This window comes from Streptomyces sp. NPDC087901 (assembly GCF_044742205.1).
GTDB lineage: Bacteria > Actinomycetota > Actinomycetes > Streptomycetales > Streptomycetaceae > Streptomyces.
The window spans coordinates 25,896-44,799 of record NZ_JBIUUC010000012.1; the positions used below are offsets into that span (position 1 = coordinate 25,896).

At 71.9% G+C, this 18,904-nt stretch carries 15 protein-coding genes; 9 read left to right on the top strand and 6 right to left on the bottom strand.

The window, feature by feature from the left end:
- The first annotated feature begins 9 nt into the window (after positions 1 to 9).
- From ACIOEW_RS29980 to ACIOEW_RS30000, 5 genes are all read left to right on the top strand, one after another.
- On the top strand, positions 10 to 1,629 hold the full coding sequence (locus tag ACIOEW_RS29980; protein ID WP_401967470.1) for a 3' terminal RNA ribose 2'-O-methyltransferase Hen1: 1,620 nt from the start codon (positions 10 to 12) through the stop codon (positions 1,627 to 1,629).
- On the top strand, positions 1,626 to 4,280 hold the full coding sequence (locus tag ACIOEW_RS29985) for a polynucleotide kinase-phosphatase (protein ID WP_401967471.1): 2,655 nt from the start codon (positions 1,626 to 1,628) through the stop codon (positions 4,278 to 4,280). Before ACIOEW_RS29980 ends, ACIOEW_RS29985 begins: the two co-directional genes overlap by 4 nt.
- A gap of 102 nt (positions 4,281 to 4,382) precedes the next feature.
- Positions 4,383 to 5,615 (top strand): arginine deiminase, encoded by a 1,233-nt coding sequence (locus ACIOEW_RS29990; protein WP_362552560.1) that lies wholly within the window; start codon positions 4,383 to 4,385, stop codon positions 5,613 to 5,615.
- 155 nt (positions 5,616 to 5,770) lie between these two features.
- A complete protein-coding gene (gene argF, locus ACIOEW_RS29995; protein WP_362552563.1) occupies positions 5,771 to 6,775 on the top strand; it encodes an ornithine carbamoyltransferase in 1,005 nt (334 codons plus the stop codon).
- A gap of 183 nt (positions 6,776 to 6,958) precedes the next feature.
- The gene (locus ACIOEW_RS30000; protein WP_362552566.1) at positions 6,959 to 8,386 is read left to right on the top strand and encodes an amino acid permease; all 1,428 of its coding nucleotides are present in this window, start codon (positions 6,959 to 6,961) and stop codon (positions 8,384 to 8,386) included.
- Positions 8,387 to 8,399: 13 nt separating this feature from the next.
- On the opposite strand, the gene ACIOEW_RS30005 is transcribed toward ACIOEW_RS30000, so the two are convergent.
- Positions 8,400 to 8,846: an ATP-binding protein gene (locus ACIOEW_RS30005; RefSeq protein ID WP_362552569.1), complete on the bottom strand. Its 447-nt coding sequence runs from the start codon at positions 8,844 to 8,846 to the stop codon at positions 8,400 to 8,402.
- A gap of 241 nt (positions 8,847 to 9,087) precedes the next feature.
- Here ACIOEW_RS30005 and ACIOEW_RS30010 point away from each other — a divergent pair, with 241 nt between their 5' ends.
- Both ACIOEW_RS30010 and ACIOEW_RS30015 read left to right on the top strand, forming a co-directional pair.
- Positions 9,088 to 9,915: an enoyl-CoA hydratase family protein gene (locus ACIOEW_RS30010; protein WP_401967473.1), complete on the top strand. Its 828-nt coding sequence runs from the start codon at positions 9,088 to 9,090 to the stop codon at positions 9,913 to 9,915.
- 38 nt (positions 9,916 to 9,953) lie between these two features.
- Positions 9,954 to 12,251: a bifunctional salicylyl-CoA 5-hydroxylase/oxidoreductase gene (locus tag ACIOEW_RS30015; protein ID WP_401967765.1), complete on the top strand. Its 2,298-nt coding sequence runs from the start codon at positions 9,954 to 9,956 to the stop codon at positions 12,249 to 12,251.
- Here ACIOEW_RS30015 and ACIOEW_RS30020 read toward each other — a convergent pair.
- Genes ACIOEW_RS30020 through ACIOEW_RS30035 form a run of 4 tightly spaced genes read right to left on the bottom strand, consistent with a single transcriptional unit; the run spans position 12,238 to position 16,002 of the window.
- A complete protein-coding gene (locus tag ACIOEW_RS30020; RefSeq protein ID WP_401967476.1) occupies positions 12,238 to 12,669 on the bottom strand; it encodes a hypothetical protein in 432 nt (143 codons plus the stop codon). The genes ACIOEW_RS30015 and ACIOEW_RS30020 overlap by 14 nt on opposite strands.
- Positions 12,662 to 13,501 carry a GNAT family N-acetyltransferase gene (locus ACIOEW_RS30025; protein WP_401967477.1) on the bottom strand — a complete coding sequence of 280 codons (840 nt, stop codon included), beginning with the start codon at positions 13,499 to 13,501 and terminating at the stop codon, positions 12,662 to 12,664. The genes ACIOEW_RS30020 and ACIOEW_RS30025 overlap by 8 nt, the downstream gene beginning before the upstream one ends.
- A 43-nt stretch (positions 13,502 to 13,544) precedes the next feature.
- On the bottom strand, positions 13,545 to 14,360 hold the full coding sequence (locus ACIOEW_RS30030; RefSeq protein WP_401967479.1) for a PaaX family transcriptional regulator C-terminal domain-containing protein: 816 nt from the start codon (positions 14,358 to 14,360) through the stop codon (positions 13,545 to 13,547).
- 4 nt (positions 14,361 to 14,364) lie between these two features.
- A complete protein-coding gene (locus ACIOEW_RS30035) occupies positions 14,365 to 16,002 on the bottom strand; it encodes an AMP-binding protein (RefSeq protein WP_401967481.1) in 1,638 nt (545 codons plus the stop codon).
- A gap of 137 nt (positions 16,003 to 16,139) precedes the next feature.
- On the opposite strand from ACIOEW_RS30035, the gene ACIOEW_RS30040 reads away from it, so the two are divergent.
- Together ACIOEW_RS30040 and ACIOEW_RS30045 are read left to right on the top strand one after the other, a co-directional pair.
- Positions 16,140 to 17,267 carry an acyl-CoA dehydrogenase family protein gene (locus ACIOEW_RS30040; protein ID WP_401967482.1) on the top strand — a complete coding sequence of 376 codons (1,128 nt, stop codon included), beginning with the start codon at positions 16,140 to 16,142 and terminating at the stop codon, positions 17,265 to 17,267.
- On the top strand, positions 17,264 to 17,665 hold the full coding sequence (locus tag ACIOEW_RS30045) for a RidA family protein (protein ID WP_401967485.1): 402 nt from the start codon (positions 17,264 to 17,266) through the stop codon (positions 17,663 to 17,665). Before ACIOEW_RS30040 ends, ACIOEW_RS30045 begins: the two co-directional genes overlap by 4 nt.
- A gap of 79 nt (positions 17,666 to 17,744) precedes the next feature.
- Here the strand turns inward: ACIOEW_RS30045 and ACIOEW_RS30050 are convergent, their stop codons facing one another.
- On the bottom strand, positions 17,745 to 18,878 hold the full coding sequence (locus ACIOEW_RS30050; RefSeq protein ID WP_401967486.1) for an FAD-dependent monooxygenase: 1,134 nt from the start codon (positions 18,876 to 18,878) through the stop codon (positions 17,745 to 17,747).
- Positions 18,879 to 18,904: the final 26 nt, after the last annotated feature.

Below are 18,904 nucleotides of genomic sequence, written 5' to 3' on the forward strand. Positions count from 1 at the left end.
CTCGGACGCGTGTTCCTGACGATCAGTACTACCGGCACCCCGGAGCGTCCCGCCACCGATCTCGGCTTCCTGCTGCACAAGCATCCCGAGAAGGCGCAGACGTATTCCACCTCCCATGGCACCGCGCACGTCTTCTATCCCGAGGCGTCCGCGGAGCACTGCACGGCAGCGCTGCTGCTGGAGGTGGATCCCGTGGCGCTGGTGCGGCGGGGCAAGGGCAAGGGACGCGGCGGTGCCCCCGACGCGGCACTCGCGCAGTACGTCAACGACCGCCCCTACGCCGCGTCCTCGCTGCTTTCCGTCGCGATGAGCAGCGTCTTCAAGTCCGCGCTGAGCGGCACCTGCAAGACGATGCCCGAGCGGGCAGCGGCGCCGATGCCGCTGCGGATCGAGGTGCCCGCCCTGCCGGCCCGTGGTGGTGCCGAGCTGGTGCGTAAGCTCTTCGGGCCGCTCGGCTGGTCGCGGGTGGAGGCGGTGGCCGTACCGCTGGACGAGCAGTTCCCCGAGTGGGGGGACTCGCGGTACGTACGGCTCGTACTGGAAGGCGAGTTGAGGCTCGCGGACGCGTTGCGTCAGCTGTACGTCCTGCTGCCGGTACTCGACGACGCCAAGCACTACTGGGTGGCGCCGGACGAGGTGGACAAGCTGCTGAGGGCGGGTGAGGGCTGGCTGGCCGGCCACCCGGAGCAGGAGCTGATCACCAGCCGTTATCTGTCGCGGCGCTGGGGCCTGACCCGGCAGGCGATGCAGCGGCTGGAACTGGTGCGGCTCGCCGAGTCCGACGACCTCGACGTGGAGAACATCGACAACGCCGTCGACGAGACGGCCGACACCGAGGAGCGCCCGGTGCCGCTCGCCGAGCAGCGCAGGGCCGCGATCCTGACGGCGCTGACCGCTGCCGGGGCGAGCCGGGTGCTCGACCTGGGCTGCGGTCAGGGCCAGTTGGTGCAGGCCTTGCTCAAGGACGTGCGCTTCACCGAGATCGTCGGCGTCGACGTCTCGATGCGCGCCCTGACGATCGCCTCGCGGCGGTTGAAGCTGGACCGGATGGGGGAGCGGCAGGCCGACCGCGTGACGCTCAGGCAGGGCTCGCTCACGTACACGGACAAGCAGCTCAAGGGGTACGACGCGGCGGTGCTGAGCGAGGTCGTCGAGCACCTCGACCTGCCGCGGCTGCCGGCCCTGGAGTACGCGGTGTTCGGCGTGGCCCGCCCCCGCACGGTGCTCGTGACCACGCCGAACGTCGAGTACAACGTCCGCTGGGAGACCCTCCCGGCCGGGCACGTCCGGCACGGCGACCACCGCTTCGAATGGACGCGGGCCGAATTCCGGGACTGGGCGGGCGAAGTGGCCGTCAGGCACGGGTACGGAGTGGAGTTCGTTCCGGTGGGCCCCGACGACCCCGAGGTGGGTCCGCCCACCCAGCTGGCCGTGTTCACGATGACCGCGGCCGACGGGACCGAGAGGACGGACGGGACCGAGAGGACGGACGCGGCCGAGAAGCCCGGCGCGGCGGAGAAGCCCGGTGCGGCGGGGAAGCTCGACGCGCCCGCGAACGCTGACAAGACCGAGACACCCGACAAGACCGACAAGACCGCGAAGACCGAGAAGGAGGCGAAGGCAGCATGAGCAGTACCAGCGACAGCACCAGTGATGTCACCCGTGACAGCACCAGTGACACCACCGGCGGCAGCACCAGCGACGCCACCCGTGACACCACCGGCGGCAGCACCGCGCGTGTCCTGCCGGTGACCGACCTCTCCCTCGTCGTCCTCATCGGGGCGAGCGGCTCGGGCAAGTCCACTTTCGCCCACAGGCACTTCAAGCCGACCGAGATCATCTCCTCGGACTTCTGCAGGGGCCTGGTCGCCGACGACGAGAACGACCAGAGCGCCAGCCGGGACGCCTTCGACGTCCTGCACTACATCGCGGGCAAGCGCCTGGCCGCGGGACGGCTGACCGTCGTCGACGCCACCAACGTCCAGTCGGAGAGCCGCCGCCAGCTGGTGCAGCTGGCCCGGGAGCACGACGTGCTGCCCATCGCGATCGTCCTCGACCTGCCCGAAGAGGTCTGCCTCGCGCGCAACGCGGCCCGTCCGGACCGTGCCGACATGCCCCGCCATGTCGTCCACCGCCACCGCCGGGAGCTGCGCCGCTCGCTGCGCGGCCTGGAGCGCGAGGGCTTCCGCAAGGTCCACGTCCTGCGCACCGAGGAGGAGGCCGAGCACGCCGAAGTGGTCCTGGAGCGCCGTTACAACGACCTTCGCCACCTCACCGGGCCCTTCGACATCATCGGTGACATCCACGGCTGCGGCTCCGAGCTGGAGACCCTGCTCGGGAAGCTCGGCTACGTGGACGGCTCGCACCCCGAAGGGCGTACGGCGGTGTTCGTCGGCGACCTCGTCGACCGCGGGCCCGACAGTCCCGGCGTGCTGCGCCGCGTCATGGCCATGGTCGCGGAAGGCGACGCGCTCTGCGTTCCCGGCAACCATGAGAACAAGCTCGGCCGTTACCTCAAGGGCCGCAAGGTCCAGCAGACCCACGGGCTCGCCGAGACCATCGAGCAGCTGGAGCGGGAGGACGCCAAGGACCCGGAATTCCGGGAGCAGGTGCGGGCGTTCATCGACGGCCTCGTCAGCCACTACGTGCTGGACGAGGGCAAGCTGGTCGTCTGCCACGCCGGTCTGCCCGAGAAGTACCACGGACGCACCTCCGGGCGGGTCCGCTCGCACGCGCTCTACGGCGACACCACCGGCGAGACCGACGAGTTCGGGCTGCCGGTGCGCTACCCCTGGGCGGAGGACTACCGCGGCCGCGCCACCGTGGTCTACGGCCACACCCCCGTGCCGACCACCTCCTGGATCAACAACACCATTTGCCTGGACACCGGGGCCGTGTTCGGCGGAAAGATGACCGCGCTGCGCTGGCCGGAGCGTGAGCTCGTCGACGTACCGGCCGAACAGGTCTGGTACGAGCCCGTGAAGCCGCTGACCACCGAGGCGCCGGGCGGCCGGGAGGGCCGGCCGCTCGACCTCGCCGATGTGCAGGGCCGCCGGGTCGTGGAGACCCGGCACATGGGCCGGATCGCGGTGCGCGAGGAGAACGCCGCGGCCGCGCTGGAGGTCATGAGCCGGTTCGCCGTCGACCCCCGGCTGCTCGCCTACCTCCCGCCGACGATGGCACCGACTGCCACCTCGCACGAGGAGGGGTATCTGGAGCACCCGGCCGAGGCGTTCGCGCAGTACCGGTCGGACGGCGTGGCCAAGGTCGTGTGCGAGGAGAAGCACATGGGCTCCAGGGCCGTGGCCCTGGTCTGCCGGGACGCGGACACGGCAAGGGAGCGCTTCGGGACCGGCGACTTCGGCGAGGGCGGCCCGACGGGTGCCCTGCACACCCGGACCGGACGGCCGTTCCTGGACGACCCCGCGCTCACCGAGGCCGTGCTGGGCCGGCTGCGCACGGCCGTCACCGCTGCCGGGCTGTGGGAGGAGTGGGACACGGACTGGGTGCTGCTCGACGCCGAGCTGATGCCCTGGTCCCTGAAGGCGGCCGGACTGCTCCGCTCGCAGTACGCGGCGGTCGGTGCCGCATCCGGCGCCGTCTTCCCCGCCGCCACCGGGGCGCTCGCGGCGGCTGAGGCACGCGGCATCGACGTCGGTGCGCTCGCGGAGCGGCAGCGGGGGCGGGCCGAGGACGCGGCCGCGTTCACCGAGGCCTACCGCCGATACTGCTGGAGCACCGAAGGCCTGGACGGGGTGCGCCTTGCGCCGTTCCAGATCCTTGCCGTGCAGGGCCGTTCGCTCGCCTCCGTACCGCACGACGAGCAGTTGGCCTGGCTGGACCGGCTGGTGGAGCACGACCCCACCGGTCTGCTCCAGGTCACCCGGCGGCTCGTCGTCGACACCGCCGACGAGGTGTCGGTCCGCTCCGGCATCGACTGGTGGCTGGAGATGACCGGCCGCGGCGGCGAGGGAATGGTCGTCAAGCCGCTCGGCGCGCTGGTCAGGGACGGGAAGGACCGCCTCGTACAGCCCGGGATCAAGGTGCGTGGCCGGGAGTACCTGCGGATCATCTACGGCCCCGAGTACACCCGCCCGGAGAACCTGGACCGGCTGCGCGGACGCTTCCTCGGCCACAAGCGGTCGCTCGCCCTGCGTGAGTACGCCCTGGGCCTGGAAGCCCTGGACCGGCTGGCCGAGGGGGAGCCGCTGTGGCGGGTCCACGAGGCGGTGTTCGCGGTTCTGGCGCTGGAGTCGGAGCCGGTGGACCCGCGGCTGTAGTGCCTCACCGGCGGGCCGGGACCGTGAGGGGTCCCGGCCCGCCCGCAGAACCTGCTGGCGATTCGCCGGGTGAACGGTGTCCCGCGCGGTGAGGATGAGGGCATGGGATTCCATGTCGACTCCGAGGCCGGGCGGCTGCGCCGCGTCATCCTGCACCGCCCCGATCTGGAACTGAAACGGCTCACTCCGGGCAACAAGGACGCGCTGCTCTTCGACGACGTGCTCTGGGTGCGCCGGGCCCGCCAGGAGCACGACGGCTTCGCGGACGTGCTGCGCGACCGCGGGGTGGAGGTGCACCTCTTCGGTGACCTGCTCCGGGAGTCGCTGGAGATTCCCGTGGCCCGACGGCTCGTACTGGACCGGGTCTTCGCGGAGAAGGAGTACGGACCGCTGGCCACCGAGCACCTGCGGGCCGCCTTCGAGGAGCTGCCCACGGCCGACCTCTGCGAGGCGCTGGTCGGCGGGATGACGAAACGGGAGTTCCTGGAGCGGTACCGCGAGCCGACCTCCGTGCGTTTCCACGTCATGGACCTGGACGACTTCCTCCTCGGCCCACTGCCCAACCACCTCTTCACCCGCGACACCTCGGCCTGGATCTACGACGGCGTCTCCATCAACGCCATGCGCTGGCCGGCCCGGCAGCGCGAGACCGTCCACTTCGAGGCGATCTACCGCCACCACCCGCTCTTCACGGGCCCCGACGCGGGCGCCTTCCACCACTGGTCGGAGGGCCAGGACGACTACCCCTCCACGATCGAGGGCGGCGACGTCCTCGTCATCGGCCAGGGGGCCGTGCTCATCGGGATGAGCGAACGCACCACCCCGCAGGCGGTGGAGATGCTGGCCCGCGGTCTCTTCGACGCCGGGTCCGCCCGGACGATCGTGGCGCTCGACATGCCCAAGAGCCGGGCCTTCATGCACCTCGACACGGTGATGACGATGGTCGACGGGGACACCTTCACCAAGTACGCGGGCCTGGGCATGCTCCGCTCGTACACCATCGAACCCGGGGACGGGCCGCGCGATCTCAAGGTCACCGACCATCCGCCCGAGCACATGCACCGCGCCATCGCCGAGGCACTGGGGCTGGACGCGATCCGGGTCCTGACCGCCACCCAGGACGTGCACGCGGCCGCGCGCGAGCAGTGGGACGACGGCTGCAACGTGCTGGCCGTCGAACCGGGTGTCGTCGTCGCCTACGAGCGCAACGTCACCACCAACACCCATCTGCGCAAGGAAGGCATCGAGGTCATCGAGATCCGCGGCAGCGAACTGGGCCGGGGCCGGGGCGGGCCCCGCTGCATGAGCTGCCCGGTGGTCCGGGATCCGGTGTAGGAGGAGCGTGCGGCGGGGGCGGGTGGCGGTCCCGCAGGTCGGCAGTCCCGCAGGCGGTCGGGTCAGCGATCCACCGCTCTGTATAGCGATGCATTGCGTCGTATAGACTTCCAGGGTTACCGTATGCGTCCCCGTCCGACCCAGGAGCAGTCACCATGGCCATAGACCTCGCAGGCCGCCACTTCCTCAAGGAGCTGGACTTCACGGCCGAGGAGTTCCGCGGCCTGATCGCCCTGGCCGCCGAGCTCAAGGCCGCGAAGAAGTCGGGGACCGAGGTCCAGCAGCTGCGCGGCCGGAACATCGCGCTGATCTTCGAGAAGACCTCGACCCGCACCCGCTGCGCGTTCGAGGTGGCAGCCGCCGACCAGGGGGCCTCCACCACCTACCTCGACCCCTCCGGCTCGCAGATGGGGCACAAGGAGTCCGTGAAGGACACTGCCCGCGTCCTCGGCCGGATGTTCGACGGGATCGAGTACCGCGGTGACAGCCAGGACGCCGTCGAGGAGCTCGCGGCGTACGGCGGAGTTCCGGTCTTCAACGGGCTGACCGACGACTGGCACCCCACCCAGATGCTCGCCGACGTCCTCACGATGACCGAGCACAGCGAGAAGTCGCTGGAGCGCATGGCCTTCGCCTACCTCGGCGACGCCCGGTTCAACATGGGCAACTCCTACCTCGTCACCGGCGCTCTGCTGGGCATGGACGTGCGGATCGTCGCGCCGAAGGCCTACTGGCCCGCCGAGGCCGTCGTCGCACAGGCCCGTGAGCTCGCCGCGGTCAGCGGTGCGACGGTCACGCTCACCGAGGACGTCTCGGAGGGAGTGCGCGGCGCGGACTTCGTCGCCACCGACGTCTGGGTCTCGATGGGTGAGCCCAAGGAGGTCTGGGACGAGCGCATCGCCGCCCTCGCGCCGTACGCCGTCACCATGGACGTCCTGCGGGCCACCGGCAACTCCGGCGTGAAGTTCCTGCACTGCCTCCCGGCCTTCCACGACCTCGGCACCAAGGTGGGGCGCGAGATCCACGCCCGGCACGGTCTGACCGAGCTGGAGGTCAGTGACGAGGTCTTCGAGTCCCCGCACTCCGTCGTCTTCGACGAGGCCGAGAACCGGATGCACACGATCAAGGCCGTCCTGGTGGCGACGCTGGCCGCGCGCTGACGCGGTCGTCACGCATGGTCATGCACCTAATTGGGTGAACATGCGTACGGGTGCCTAATATGGTCCCCGTTGGTGGGGTTCGAGCTCGCACGCTCGAACCCCATTTTCGTGTGCGGCGACCGGCCCCCACTGCCGTCGCCGCACCATCCCCCCACCTGCACCGCCAGAGATGAGACCACCGCCGTGAGCCCCCTGCGCCTGCCCGGCCCGCCACACCGCGTCAAGGACCCGCACCAGCTGATCGCCGAGTCCGGCGCCGACCTGGAGGGCCACGGGCTCAAGCGCACCATGGGCCTCTTCCAGCTGGTGTGCTTCGGGGTCGGTGCGGTCGTCGGCACCGGCATCTTCGTCGGCCTGTCCGACAGCGTGGCCGAGGCCGGTCCCGCCGTCGTGCTGTCCTTCGTCCTCGCGGCCGTCACCTGCATCTTCACCGCGTTCTCGTTCGCCGAGCTGGGCAGCGCGATTCCGGTGTCCGGCAGCTCGTACTCCTTCGCCTACGCCACCCTCGGTGAGCGCACCGCCTTCCTCGTCGGCTGGTGCCTGCTCCTGGAGTACGGCGTATCGGTCTCCGCCGTCGCGGTGGGCTGGAGCCAGTACGTCAACGAGCTGCTCGACAGCCTCTTCGGATGGCAGCTGCCGGCCGCACTCTCCGCCGGTCCCGGCGACGGTGGTGTGATCAACCTGCCCGCCGTGCTCGTGGTGATGATGGCCGCGACGCTGCTGGTGCGCGGCATCCGGGAGAGCGCCGGGGCCACGGCGGCGATGGCCGTTCTCAAGATCGCCATTCTGATCATGTTCTGCGTCATCGCCTTCACGGCCTTCGAGCACGGCAACCTCACGCCCTTCATGGCCCATGGCGCGGGCGGAGTCACCGCGGGTGCGTCGCTGGCGTTCTTCTCGTACATCGGCTTCGACGCCATTACCACCGCGGGCGAGGAGGTCAAGAACCCCCGGCGCAACATCCCGGTCGCGATCATGATCTGCATCGGCCTGGTCACGCTGCTCTACTGCGCGGTGGCCCTGGCCGCGATCGGCGCCCTCGGCCCGGAGGCCGTCTCCGACAAGCCGGCCGCGCTCTCGCTGATCGTCGACCAGGTCACCGGCTCGACCGTCGGCGGCGGGATCATCGCGTTCGGCGCGATCGTGGCCATCGCCTCGGTCGTCCTCGCGGTGATGTACGGACAGACCCGCATCCTGATGTCCATGTCGCGCGACGGCCTGGTCCCGCGGGTCTTCGAACGGGTCTCGCCGCGCACCGCGACGCCGGTCGCCAACACCTGGATCGTCGCCGGCGTCTTCGCCGTTCCGGCGGCCTTCTCCTCGCTCGACGTGGTGGTGAACCTGACCACCATCGGGACGCTGGCCACGATGGTCGCGGTCAATGTCGCCGTGATCGTGCTGCGCCGCCGCAATCCGGAGGTGAAGGGCTCGTTCCGGGTCCCGCTCTACCCGCTCAGCCCGCTCCTCGGCGTCGGCTTCTGCGTGTATCTGATGTACGGGACCGGCTGGTCGACCTGGGTGCAGTTCGCCGTGTTCCTGGCGGTGGGAGCCGCGGTGTACGCCGGCTACGGGCGCAGCCGTTCGCGGCTGGCGGGCCGGGTGGACAGCTGAGCGGTCTCCCCGGTCAGGACGTCGGGCGGGTGCGCGACGGCAGGGTGAACCACACCGCCTTGCCGCGCTCCGTCGTGCGGTGACCGCAGGACGAGCTGAGGGTACGGATCAGCAGCAGCCCCCGGCCGTGCTCCTGCCATGGATCGGGCGTCCAGCCCGGCTCCGGGCGGGAGAGATCACCGGGCGGGGCCGGATCGCCGTCGTGCACCTCCACCTGGCACCCGGTCGGCAGGAGCTCCACCACCAGCTCGACGGGCTCGTCGCCGGGGGTGTGCTCCACGGCGTTGGCGACCAGCTCCGCGGTCAGCAGTTCTGCGGTGTCGCTGTCGGCGGGGGCGTCGGAGTCCGAGTCGATGGATGCCAGCACCGCACGGATCAGCGCGCGGGCGATCGGCACTGCGGCCGCGGAGTGCGGCAGTGCGATACGCCAGGTGGCGGGTGCGGGGACATCGGGCGGCACGGCAGGGCTTCCGTTCGGGAGAGCGTCAACAGTCCTGGGCTCAAGGTTCCGGAGCTCAAAACTTCTTGGTTTCAACCATACGAATCCCCATGACACGGGCAAGGGCCTGCCGACCGGTACGAACGGGACGTTCGTCACTACGGTTCACGCTCCGCTTATCGCGTACTCGTGACGGAAGTCACGTACGAGTGATAAATTCGTGGTCAGGCAGCAGCCCGACGGCCGAAGGGGACCACCCTCGATGAGCCCGTTTCCCAGCTCCGCATCCCCTACGGAGAACTGGCGCCATCTACGGGTCACGACGCAGGACGGCGTCGCCACCGTCACCCTCGCCCGGCCCGAGAAGCTGAACGCGCTGACCTTCGGCGCCTACGCGGATCTGCGCGACCTCCTGGCCGAGCTGGCGCGGGATCGCTCCGTGCGGGCCCTGGTGCTGGCCGGTGAGGGGCGCGGCTTCTGCTCGGGCGGCGACGTGGACGAGATCATCGGCGCCACCCTCGCGATGGACACCGCCCAGCTGCTGGACTTCAACCGGATGACAGGCCAGGTCGTACGGGCCCTGCGGGAGTGCCCGTTCCCCGTCGTCGCGGCCGTGCACGGGGTCGCCGCGGGAGCGGGCGCCGTTCTCGCGCTGGCCGCCGACTTCCGGGTCGCCGACCCCTCGGCCCGGTTCGCCTTCCTCTTCACCCGCGTCGGGCTCTCCGGCGGAGACATGGGCGCGGCCTACCTGCTGCCCCGGGTCGTCGGCCTCGGCCACGCCACCCGGCTGCTGATGCTGGGCGAACCGGTCCGCGCCCCCGAGGCCGAACGCATCGGGCTGATCAGCGAGCTGGCCGAGGAAGGCGGGGCCGACGCGCAGGCCGCGGCACTCGCCCGCCGCCTCGCGGACGGACCCGCGCTCGCCCTCGCCCAGACCAAGGCGCTGCTCACCGCCGAACTCGACATGCCGCTGGCCGCCGCCGTGGAGATGGACGCCGCCACCCAGGCCCTGCTGATGCACGGCGAGGACTACGCCGAGTTCCACGCCGCGTTCACGGAGAAACGGCCGCCGAAATGGCAGGGCCGGTGATCCGGGTGAGCCCCCCCGAAGTCCCGCTCCCCGGCCCCTTGCCCCCCGGCAGGGAGGCGAACAGGCTCCGCCGGATCGCCGTCATCGGCGGTGGACCCGGCGGGCTCTACGCCGCGGCACTGCTCAAGCGGCTCGGCCCGGAGCGTGAGATCACCCTCTGGGAGCGCAACGCCCCCGACGACACGTTCGGCTTCGGCGTCGTCCTCTCCGACGAGACCCTCGGCGGCATCGAGCACGCCGACCCCGCCGTCCACGCCGCACTCCAGCGCGAGTTCGTCCGCTGGGACGACATCGACATCGTCCACCGCGGCCACACCCAGACCTCCGGCGGCCACGGCTTCGCCGCACTCGGCCGCCGCCGGCTCCTGGAGATCCTGCACGAACGCTGCGCCGGCCTCGGGGTGCGGCTCCGCTTCCGGGAGGAGGCGCCGCCCGCCGCCGAACTCGCCGCCTCCTACGACCTGGTGATCGCTGCCGACGGGGTGCACAGCCCCACCCGCGACGCGCACGCCGAGAGCTTCGGGCCCCGCCTCACCACCCACCGCTGCCGGTACATCTGGCTCGCCGCCGACTTCGCCCTGGACGCGTTCCGCTTCGAGACCGCCGAGACGGCGTACGGCGTGATGCAACTGCACGCCTACCCCTTCTCTCCCGATGCCTCGACCGTCATCGTCGAGATGCGCGAAGAGGTCTGGCGCGCGGCCGGATTCGACACCTGCGACCCCGCCGAGTCGACCCGGCACTGCGCCAAGATCTTCGCCGACGCCCTCGGCCACCGCCCGCTGCGCTCCAACAACTCCTCCTGGCTCACCTTCCGTACCGTTGTCAACAAGCACTGGTCGCACGGGAACACCGTTCTCATCGGCGACGCCGCCCACACCGCGCACTTCTCCATCGGCTCCGGCACGAAGCTCGCCGTCGAGGACGCCCTCGCCCTCGCCGCCTGCATCGAGGAACAGCCCGGACTGCCCGCCGCTCTCTCCGCGTACGAGAGCGAGCGCCGGCCCGTCGTCGAGTCGACCCAGCGCGCGGCCGCGGCCAGCCTGCGCTGGTTCGAGGAGCTGGGTACGTATGTCGACCAGCCGCCCCGCCAGTTCGCCTTCAACCTCCTCACCCGCAGCCGCCGCGTCACCCATGACAATCTGCGGCTGCGCGACGCCTCGTTCACCGCGGCCGTCGAGGACGAGTTCGGCTGCGCCCCCGGCACCCCGCCGATGTTCACCCCGCTGCGGCTGCGGGGCCTGGAGCTGCGCAACCGGGTGATCGTCTCGCCCATGGACATGTACTCCGCCACCGACGGCGTCCCGGGCGACTTCCACCTCGTCCACCTCGGGGCGCGCGCTCTCGGAGGCGCCGGGCTGGTCATGACGGAAATGGTGTGCGTGAGCCCCGAGGGTCGCATCACCCCGGGCTGCACCGGCCTCTACACCGATGAGCAGGCGGCCGCCTGGACCCGGATCACCGATTTCGTGCACGCCGGATCACCCGGCACCGCGATCGGAGTCCAGCTGGGCCACTCCGGCCGCAAGGGCTCCACGAAGCTCATGTGGGAGGGCATCGACAAGCCGCTGGACGACGGCAACTGGCCGCTCGCCGCCGCCTCCCCGCTCCCGTACGCTCCGGGCGTCAACCAGATTCCGGACGCCCTGGACCACGCCGGCCTGGAGGTTGTCCGCGAGCAGTTCGCGTCCGCCGCCGGGCGGGCCGACACCTGCGGATTCGACCTCCTCGAACTCCACTGCGCCCACGGCTACCTGCTCTCCGGATTCCTCTCCCCGCTCACCAACCACCGCACCGACGCGTACGGCGGCACCCTGGCGAACCGGCTCCGCTTCCCGCTGGAAGTCTTCGACGCGGTCCGCGAACGGTGGCCCGACGACCGGCCGATGACCGTCCGGATCTCCGCGACGGACTGGGCCGAGGGCGGGACGACGGGCGAGGACGCCGTCGAGATCGCCCGCGCGTTCGTCGCGCACGGCGCCGACGCCATCGACGTCTCCACCGGCCAGGTCGTCCCTTCCGAGCGGCCCGAGTACGGGCGCTCGTACCAGACCCCGTACGCCGACCGGATCCGCAACACCCTGTGCGTGCCCGTCATCGCAGTCGGCGCCATCTCCTCCTGGGACGACGTGAACTCGCTGCTGCTCGCGGGGCGCGCCGACCTCTGCGCCCTGGCCCGTCCGCATCTGTACGACCCGCACTGGACGCTCCACGCGGCGGCCGACCAGAGCTACTCCGGACCGGGCGCGCCCTGGCCGCTCCCGTACCGCGCGGGCAGCCGGACCCCGCCGGCCGGCCGCACCGACGCACCGAAACCGCGGCTCACCCTGGACTGAGCGGCAGGCACTCGTGGCAGAGGCAGGGCTCGGGGTGCGGGGCGGCATGGTGGGTGTGGCGCCCCAGGCGCGCGGTGCGCTCCAGCCGTTCCGCCAGTTCCGCCGCCTCCTCACGCGTCTGCGGGAGCATCCCCGCACACCGTCGGAGTACGGCCGGGGAGTACACCAACTGCGGCCGGAAGGTGTGCAGATGCCGGGTTCCGGTGTCGATGGTGATCCAGCGCCCGGTGTGCCGGCCGTGGCCCACCGCGGTCAGCTGCTCGTTCCCCGTCCCGGGGTACGTGTCCAGGACGTAGACCTTCGCCACGGCCCGGAACGCCTTCGTGCCGGGCCGGAACTCCTGCCCCAGATCCCCGTACCGCCGCCATCGCACCACGTTCGCCGCGACCAGCCAGAGCGGCTCGGGCGGTTCATCCATCGCCCGCCCCCTCGGCGCTGACCACCAGCCGGTCCGAGACCGCGCGATAGCCGATGCGCGTGTACACGCCGTTGCTCGTCGGGTTGGCGAGATCGGTGAAGAGCAGCACCTCGTCCGCACCCGCCGCCCGGGCCGCGCGGCTGACCTCGGCGGTCACCGCCGCCGCATAGCCGCGGCCGCGGTGCTCCGGCGGGGTGTAGACGGGAGCGACGCGCGCGGTGCCCGCGAGCTGCGGCGAGATGCCCGCCATCGACACGGGAACACCGTCGTCCTCCCAGAGCGTCAGCCGGCCCTCCGCCGTCCGCTCGTCGACCGCCCGCCCATGACGTTCGGCGTGCCCGCCCGGCCCGCCGATGTCGACGGCGAACGCGGCGTACCAGCGCAGCAGCAGCTCCCGGTCCGCAGGAGCCGCCGCCCGTGCCCGGCCGCCGGGAGCGGGCGACGGCGGGACCAACTCGCCCAGCCGGTAGAGCCGCTGCTCCCCGTCGACACGGTGTCCCGGCCAGTGGGCCGTCACCGCCCGTGCCGTCGCCCGGTCCGCGTTGACGTGGGTGAGCCGGCGGGCGTCCATCAACGGACCCACCGCCTCCGGGGAGAGCGCGTTCAGCGTCGCCGGGTAGGGCGGCGTGTGCAGCAGGGTGCCCGCCACCTCGCCGTCGGCACCGCGCCACCAGCCCATCACCGGGGCCCGGTCGCCATAGGCATGCGGGCCGTGGCGGCGCAGGGCCGCGGTGACGGTCAGCACGACCGTGCTCTCGGCCGGGCGGGCGGCCAGCGAGGGCCCGGCGTTGTCGAGGAACACGTCGACGTCGTCAGTGAAGGTCCAGGTCATGTGTCCGCATTCTGCCGGGCACACCACCACCTGGGCAGCCGGTTCATCCACGGACGAACTCCGCCCCCGCGTCCCGCAACCGCTCGTGCAACAGCCCGAAGACCTCCGCCGACCTGCCGCCCGGCCACTTCTCCGGAAGCAGCTCCCTCGGCAGCCCCGGATCCGCGTACGGCACCTGACGCCAGGAGTCCAGCGCCATCAGGTAGTCCCGGTACGCCGTCTCCGGGACGGGCGATCCGGCCGGACGCGCCTCCCAGGACCGCAGCACCGGTTCGTGGCGCTCCAGGAAGTGGTCGTGGAGCCGGGCCACCGCGTCGAGGTCCCACCAGCGGGCCACCGACTCCCCGGTGGCCGCGAAGCCCAGATGGTCACCGCGGAACAGCTCCACGTACGGGGCGAGACCGAGGCGCTCCAGGGTGTGCCGGGTCTCGTCGTACAGTGCGGCCGGTGCGATCCATACCCCGGGCGCGGCCGTGCCGAAGCCGAGGCCGGACAGCCGGGAGCGCAGCAGATGCCGCTTGTGGCGTTCGGCCTCCGGTACGGAGAACACGGCGAGCACCCAGCCGTCCTCGATCCGCGGGTCCGGATGCCGGTAGATCCGCCGGTCCCCGTCGTCGAGCAGCTGGCGGGCGTCGGCCGAGAGCGCGTACCCGGCCGCCCCGCCCGGCGTGCGGGCTGCGACGAGCAGTCCGCGCCGCTTCAGCCGGGAGACGGAGGACCGTACGGCGGGGGCCTCCACACCGACGGCGCCCAGCAGCCGGACGAGTTCCGCCACCGGCATCGGGGCGTCGCCCGGGGTGCGGCCGTACGCACCGTAGAGGGTGACGATCAGTGAGCGGGGGGTGTGCGGTTCGACCATGTGATCATTCTCGGCCCGGTGCGCCGGAGTCCGCACCGGGTTCGCCCTCACGGAGCCGGAACCGTTGCAGCTTGCCGGTCGGGGTACGGGGCAGTGCGGGCAGGAACGTGATGAGGCGGGGGCATTTGTGCGGGGCCAGTTCGGCCCGCATGAAGGTGCGCAGCGCGTCGGCCGACAGGGTGGAGCCCTCGCGCAGCACCACGTACGCCGCCACGATCCGGCCGCGCAGCTCGTCCGCACGGCCCACCACCGCGGCCTCCGCCACCTCGGGGTGGCGCAGCAGGGCGTCCTCGACCTCGGGGCCGGCGATGTTGTACCCGGAGGAGATGATCATGTCGTCGGCGCGGGCCACGTACCGGAAGTAGCCGTCGGCGTCGCGTACATAGGTGTCGCCGGTGAGGTTCCAGCCGTGCCGTACGTACTCCCGCTGCCGCTCGTCGGCGAGGTAGCGGCAGCCGACCGGCCCGCGCACGGCGAGCAGCCCCGGCTCGCCGTCCGGCACCGGTTCGCCGTCCCGGTCCACCACCCGGGCCTGCCAGCCGGGGACCGGGACGCCGGTGGTGCCGGGACGGATCGCCTCGTCGGCGGCGGAGACGAAGATGTGCAGCAGCTCGGTGGCGCCGATGCCGTTGATGATCCGCAGACCCGTCCGCTCGTGCCAGGAGTGCCAGGTCGCGACGGGCAGGTTCTCACCCGCGGAGACACAGCGGCGCAGCGCGGAGAGGTCGTGACCGTCGAGCTGGTCGAGCATCACCCGGTAGGCGGTCGGGGCGGTGAACAGCACCGAGACCCGGTGCGCGGCGAGGGCGGGCAGCAACTGCTTGGGGCCCGCCTGCTCCAGCAGCAGGGCCGAGGCGCCGGCCCGCAGCGGGAACACGACCAGGCCGCCGAGCCCGAAGGTGAAGCCGAGCGGCGGACTGCCGGCGAACACGTCGTCGGGCACCGGCCGCAGGACGTGCCGCGAGAAGGTGTCCGCGATGGCCAGCACATCGCGGTGCAGATGCATACAGCCCTTGGGGCGTCCGGTGGTCCCCGAGGTGAACGCGATCAGAGCCACGTCGTCCGCCGCGGTGTCGACGGCCCGGTACGGGCCCGGCCGGCCGGCGGCCAGCCGCAGCAGGTCGTCGGGTGCGTGGCCGCCGTACGCCGTGATCCGCAGCCCCGGAACCTCCGCCTTCACCAGGTCCTCGACCGACCGGGCATCGCACAGCGCATGGCTGATCCGGGCGATCGAGCAGATCGTGGCGAGTTCGGAGGCCCGCTGCTGGGCCAGTACGGTGACGGCGATCGCGCCGGTCTTCAGCACCGCCAGCCAGCAGGCGGCGAGGTGGGGCGTGGTGGGTCCGCGCAGCAGCACGCGGTTGCCGGGCACCACTCCCAGGTCCGAGGTGAGGACATGGGCGATCCGGTCGACCAGATCCCGCAGCTCCCCGTAGCTCAGCACCCCGCCGTCGGGCGTACGGAAGGCGGGCCGGCCGGGTCCGAAGCGCTCGGCCGTACGGTCCAGGAGCTCGGCGGCGCAGTTGAGCCGGTCCGGATACTGCAGCTCGGGCAGGTCGAAGACCAGTTCCGGCCACTGGCCGGCGGGCGGCAGATGTTGCCTGGCGAAGCTGTCGATGTGCGCTGAGGTATTCGGGTCCATGAAGGATCGCCCCCTTGTCGCCCTTGGAGCGTATCGTTTGGGTGACGGTAGTCAACGGTCCGCGATAAAACCCACGGCGTCCAGCAGGACGGCACACGCACGGCTTTGACGGGACTTTCGACCAGAGAGGCGCCGGTATGACGGCATTCTCGCTCGATCCGGCACAGACCGCCTGGTGCGAGGAGCTGCGCACCCTGGCCGGTGAGCGGCTGCGCCCGCTCGCCGAGAAGGGCGAGCCGGGGCACGTCAACCGCCCCCTGGTGGCAGCGCTCGGCGAGCTCGGACTGCTGGACCGGCTGTTCGGCTCCGGAGCGCTCGACCTGTGCCTGCTGCGCGAATCGCTCGCTCGCGGCTGTACGGAGGCCGAGACCGCCCTCGCACTCCAGGGCCTCGGGGCGTACCCCGTGGTCCAGGCGGGCACCCCCGCCCACCGCGAGCGCTGGCTCCCCGAGGTCCGCGCGGGCCGCGCCATCGCCGCCTTCGCGCTGAGCGAGCCGGGGGCCGGCTCCGACGCGGCGGCCCTGGCCCTCGACGCCGTGCCCGCGCCCGACGGCTGGCGGCTGACCGGCGAGAAGTGCTGGATCTCCAACGCCCCGGAAGCGGACTTCTACACCGTCTTCGCCCGGACGGCCGCGGGCGCCGGAGCGCGCGGTGTCACCGCGTTCCTGGTCCCCGCCGACCGTCCCGGGCTGACCGGCACCGCGCTGGACATGCTCTCCCCGCACCCGATCGGCGTCCTCCGCTTCGACGCGGTCCCGGTCACCCCCGACGACGTGCTCGGCGAACCGGACCGGGGCTTCAGGGTCGCCATGAACACCCTCAACCTCTTCCGGCCCAGCGTCGGCGCCTTCGCTATCGGCATGGCCCGGGCCGCCCTCGACGCCACCGTGGAGCACACCGCCACACGCACCGCGTTCGGCGGACCGCTGAGCGACCTTCAGGCCGTCTCCCACCAGGTCGCGGAGATGGCCACCCGCACCGAGGCAGCCCGGCTGCTGGTGTACGCGGCCGCCGCCGCGTACGACGCGGGGGAACCCGGCGTCCCGCGACGGGCCGCCATGGCGAAGCTGTACGCCACCGAAACCGCGCAGTACGTCGTGGACACCGCCGTCCAGCTGCACGGCGCCCGCGCCCTGCGCCGCGGCCATCTCCTCGAACACCTCTACCGGGAGGTCCGCGCCCCCCGCATCTACGAGGGCGCCAGCGAGGTCCAGCGCACCATCATCGCCAAGGAGCTGTACGCGAACCGGGAGCCGTCCGCATGAGCCCGATCCACCGGATCAACCCCGCCGAACTCTCACCGCCCGCGGGCTTCTCGCACGCGGTCACCGCCACCGGGAGCCAACTGGTGTTCCTGGCCGGGCAGACCGCCCTGGACCAGCGGGGCGACATCACCGGGACCACCCTGCCCGAACAGTTCACCACCGCCCTCACCAACCTCCTCACCGCCCTGCGCGCGGCCGGCGGCTCCCCGGCCGACCTGGCCCGGGTCACGGTCTACGCCACCGACGTCGCCGACTACCGGGCGAACGCCGCCGAGCTGGGCCGCATCTGGCGGCGGCTCGCGGGCCGCGACTACCCGGCGATGGCCGTCATCGGGGCGGCACGGCTCTGGGACGAACAGGCACTCGTCGAGATCGACGGGGTGGCGGTCCTGCCCTGACCACACGAACGCCCCGTGCGGGCCCGGGAATCCGGGCCCGCACGGGGCGTTCGCGACGATCGGCGCACTCAGCGAATGATCAGTACGGCTGCACCAGCACGTGCGCCGCACCCGGGATGCCGACCTTCAGCAGCTCGTCCTCCTCGGGTGTCGTCTCCCCGCCCGTCTCCTGCTTGAGCACGGCACGCGACATGGCCTGCACCCACATGGCACGGGGGCGGCGGCGGGCCTCCCAGACGTCGAGCGCGGCGGCGACGTCCGCCTCGGCGTCCAGCGACTCGGCGAGCACCAGCGCGTCCTCCACGGCCATCGCCGCACCCTGCGCGATGTGCGGGGTGCTCGCGTGCGCGGCGTCACCGGCCAGGACCACCCGGCCGACGTGCCACGGCTCCTCGACGGTCACCTGGGAGATCCGCGAGTACACCACCGCTTCCGGTCCCGTGACCGCGGCGAGCGCCTCGGCGACCGGGCCGGAGAACATCGGCAGTCGCTCCTTGAGCTGCTCGTGCGCCTTCTCCGCATCGGGCCGGAAGTCCTCGGACTCGGCGAACACCGCGCCCAGGTACATCAGCTCGTCCGTGATCGGGGTGAGCAACGCCTTGGCGGCCTGGCCCGCCGTGCCCATCACGACGCCCCGCACGTGCTCCTGACGGGGCACGGTGACGCGCCAGTTGGCGAAGCCGGTGTACTCGGGGACGTACCGGTCGCCGTACAGCCGGGTGCGCAGCGGCGAGCCGATGCCGTCGAAGCCGACGACCAGGTCCCAGCGCGCGGCCGAACCGTCGGACAGAGTGACGTCCACGCCCTCGCCGTCGTCGGTGAGCTCCGAGATGGTCGCGCCGAAGCGGATCGTCGCCCCCGCTGCCGTGGCCGCGGCGCCGAGCACCTGGGCGAGCGCGGGGCGCGGGATGCCGTTGTTGGACGGGGCGTCGCCCATGCGGGGCTGCGGTATCTCGGCCAGGGTGTTGCCGGCCGGGTCGGCGATGGTGAGGACCTCCCACTCGAAGCCCGCCTTGAGGCAGTCGTCGAGGACCCCGATCTCCCGCATGACGTGAAGGGCGTTGGACGGCTGGATGATGCCGACGCCCAGGGCGTCCAGCTCGTGGCGGAGTTCGGCGACCTCGACGGTGTGGCCGCGTCGGGCCAGGGCGGTGGAGAGCGTCAGCCCGCCGATGCCGCCACCGTGGATCAGGACGCGCAGAGGTGTTGCCATATCGGATCTCTCCAGTGCGGGAAAAG

What these genes read in the sequence shown, in the direction of transcription:
- ACIOEW_RS29985 (WP_401967471.1), top strand. Translation starts at nt 1,626, where the DNA reads ATGAGCAGTACCAGCGACAGCACCAGTGATGTCACCCGTGACAGCACC.
- ACIOEW_RS29990 (WP_362552560.1), top strand. Translation starts at nt 4,383, where the DNA reads ATGGGATTCCATGTCGACTCCGAGGCCGGGCGGCTGCGCCGCGTCATC.
- argF (WP_362552563.1), top strand. Translation starts at nt 5,771, where the DNA reads ATGGCCATAGACCTCGCAGGCCGCCACTTCCTCAAGGAGCTGGACTTC.
- ACIOEW_RS30010 (WP_401967473.1), top strand. Translation starts at nt 9,088, where the DNA reads ATGAGCCCGTTTCCCAGCTCCGCATCCCCTACGGAGAACTGGCGCCAT.
- ACIOEW_RS30020 (WP_401967476.1), bottom strand. Translation starts at nt 12,669, where the DNA reads ATGGATGAACCGCCCGAGCCGCTCTGGCTGGTCGCGGCGAACGTGGTG.
- ACIOEW_RS30025 (WP_401967477.1), bottom strand. Translation starts at nt 13,501, where the DNA reads ATGACCTGGACCTTCACTGACGACGTCGACGTGTTCCTCGACAACGCC.
- ACIOEW_RS30030 (WP_401967479.1), bottom strand. Translation starts at nt 14,360, where the DNA reads ATGGTCGAACCGCACACCCCCCGCTCACTGATCGTCACCCTCTACGGT.
- ACIOEW_RS30035 (WP_401967481.1), bottom strand. Translation starts at nt 16,002, where the DNA reads ATGGACCCGAATACCTCAGCGCACATCGACAGCTTCGCCAGGCAACAT.
- ACIOEW_RS30040 (WP_401967482.1), top strand. Translation starts at nt 16,140, where the DNA reads ATGACGGCATTCTCGCTCGATCCGGCACAGACCGCCTGGTGCGAGGAG.
- ACIOEW_RS30045 (WP_401967485.1), top strand. Translation starts at nt 17,264, where the DNA reads ATGAGCCCGATCCACCGGATCAACCCCGCCGAACTCTCACCGCCCGCG.
- ACIOEW_RS30050 (WP_401967486.1), bottom strand. Translation starts at nt 18,878, where the DNA reads ATGGCAACACCTCTGCGCGTCCTGATCCACGGTGGCGGCATCGGCGGG.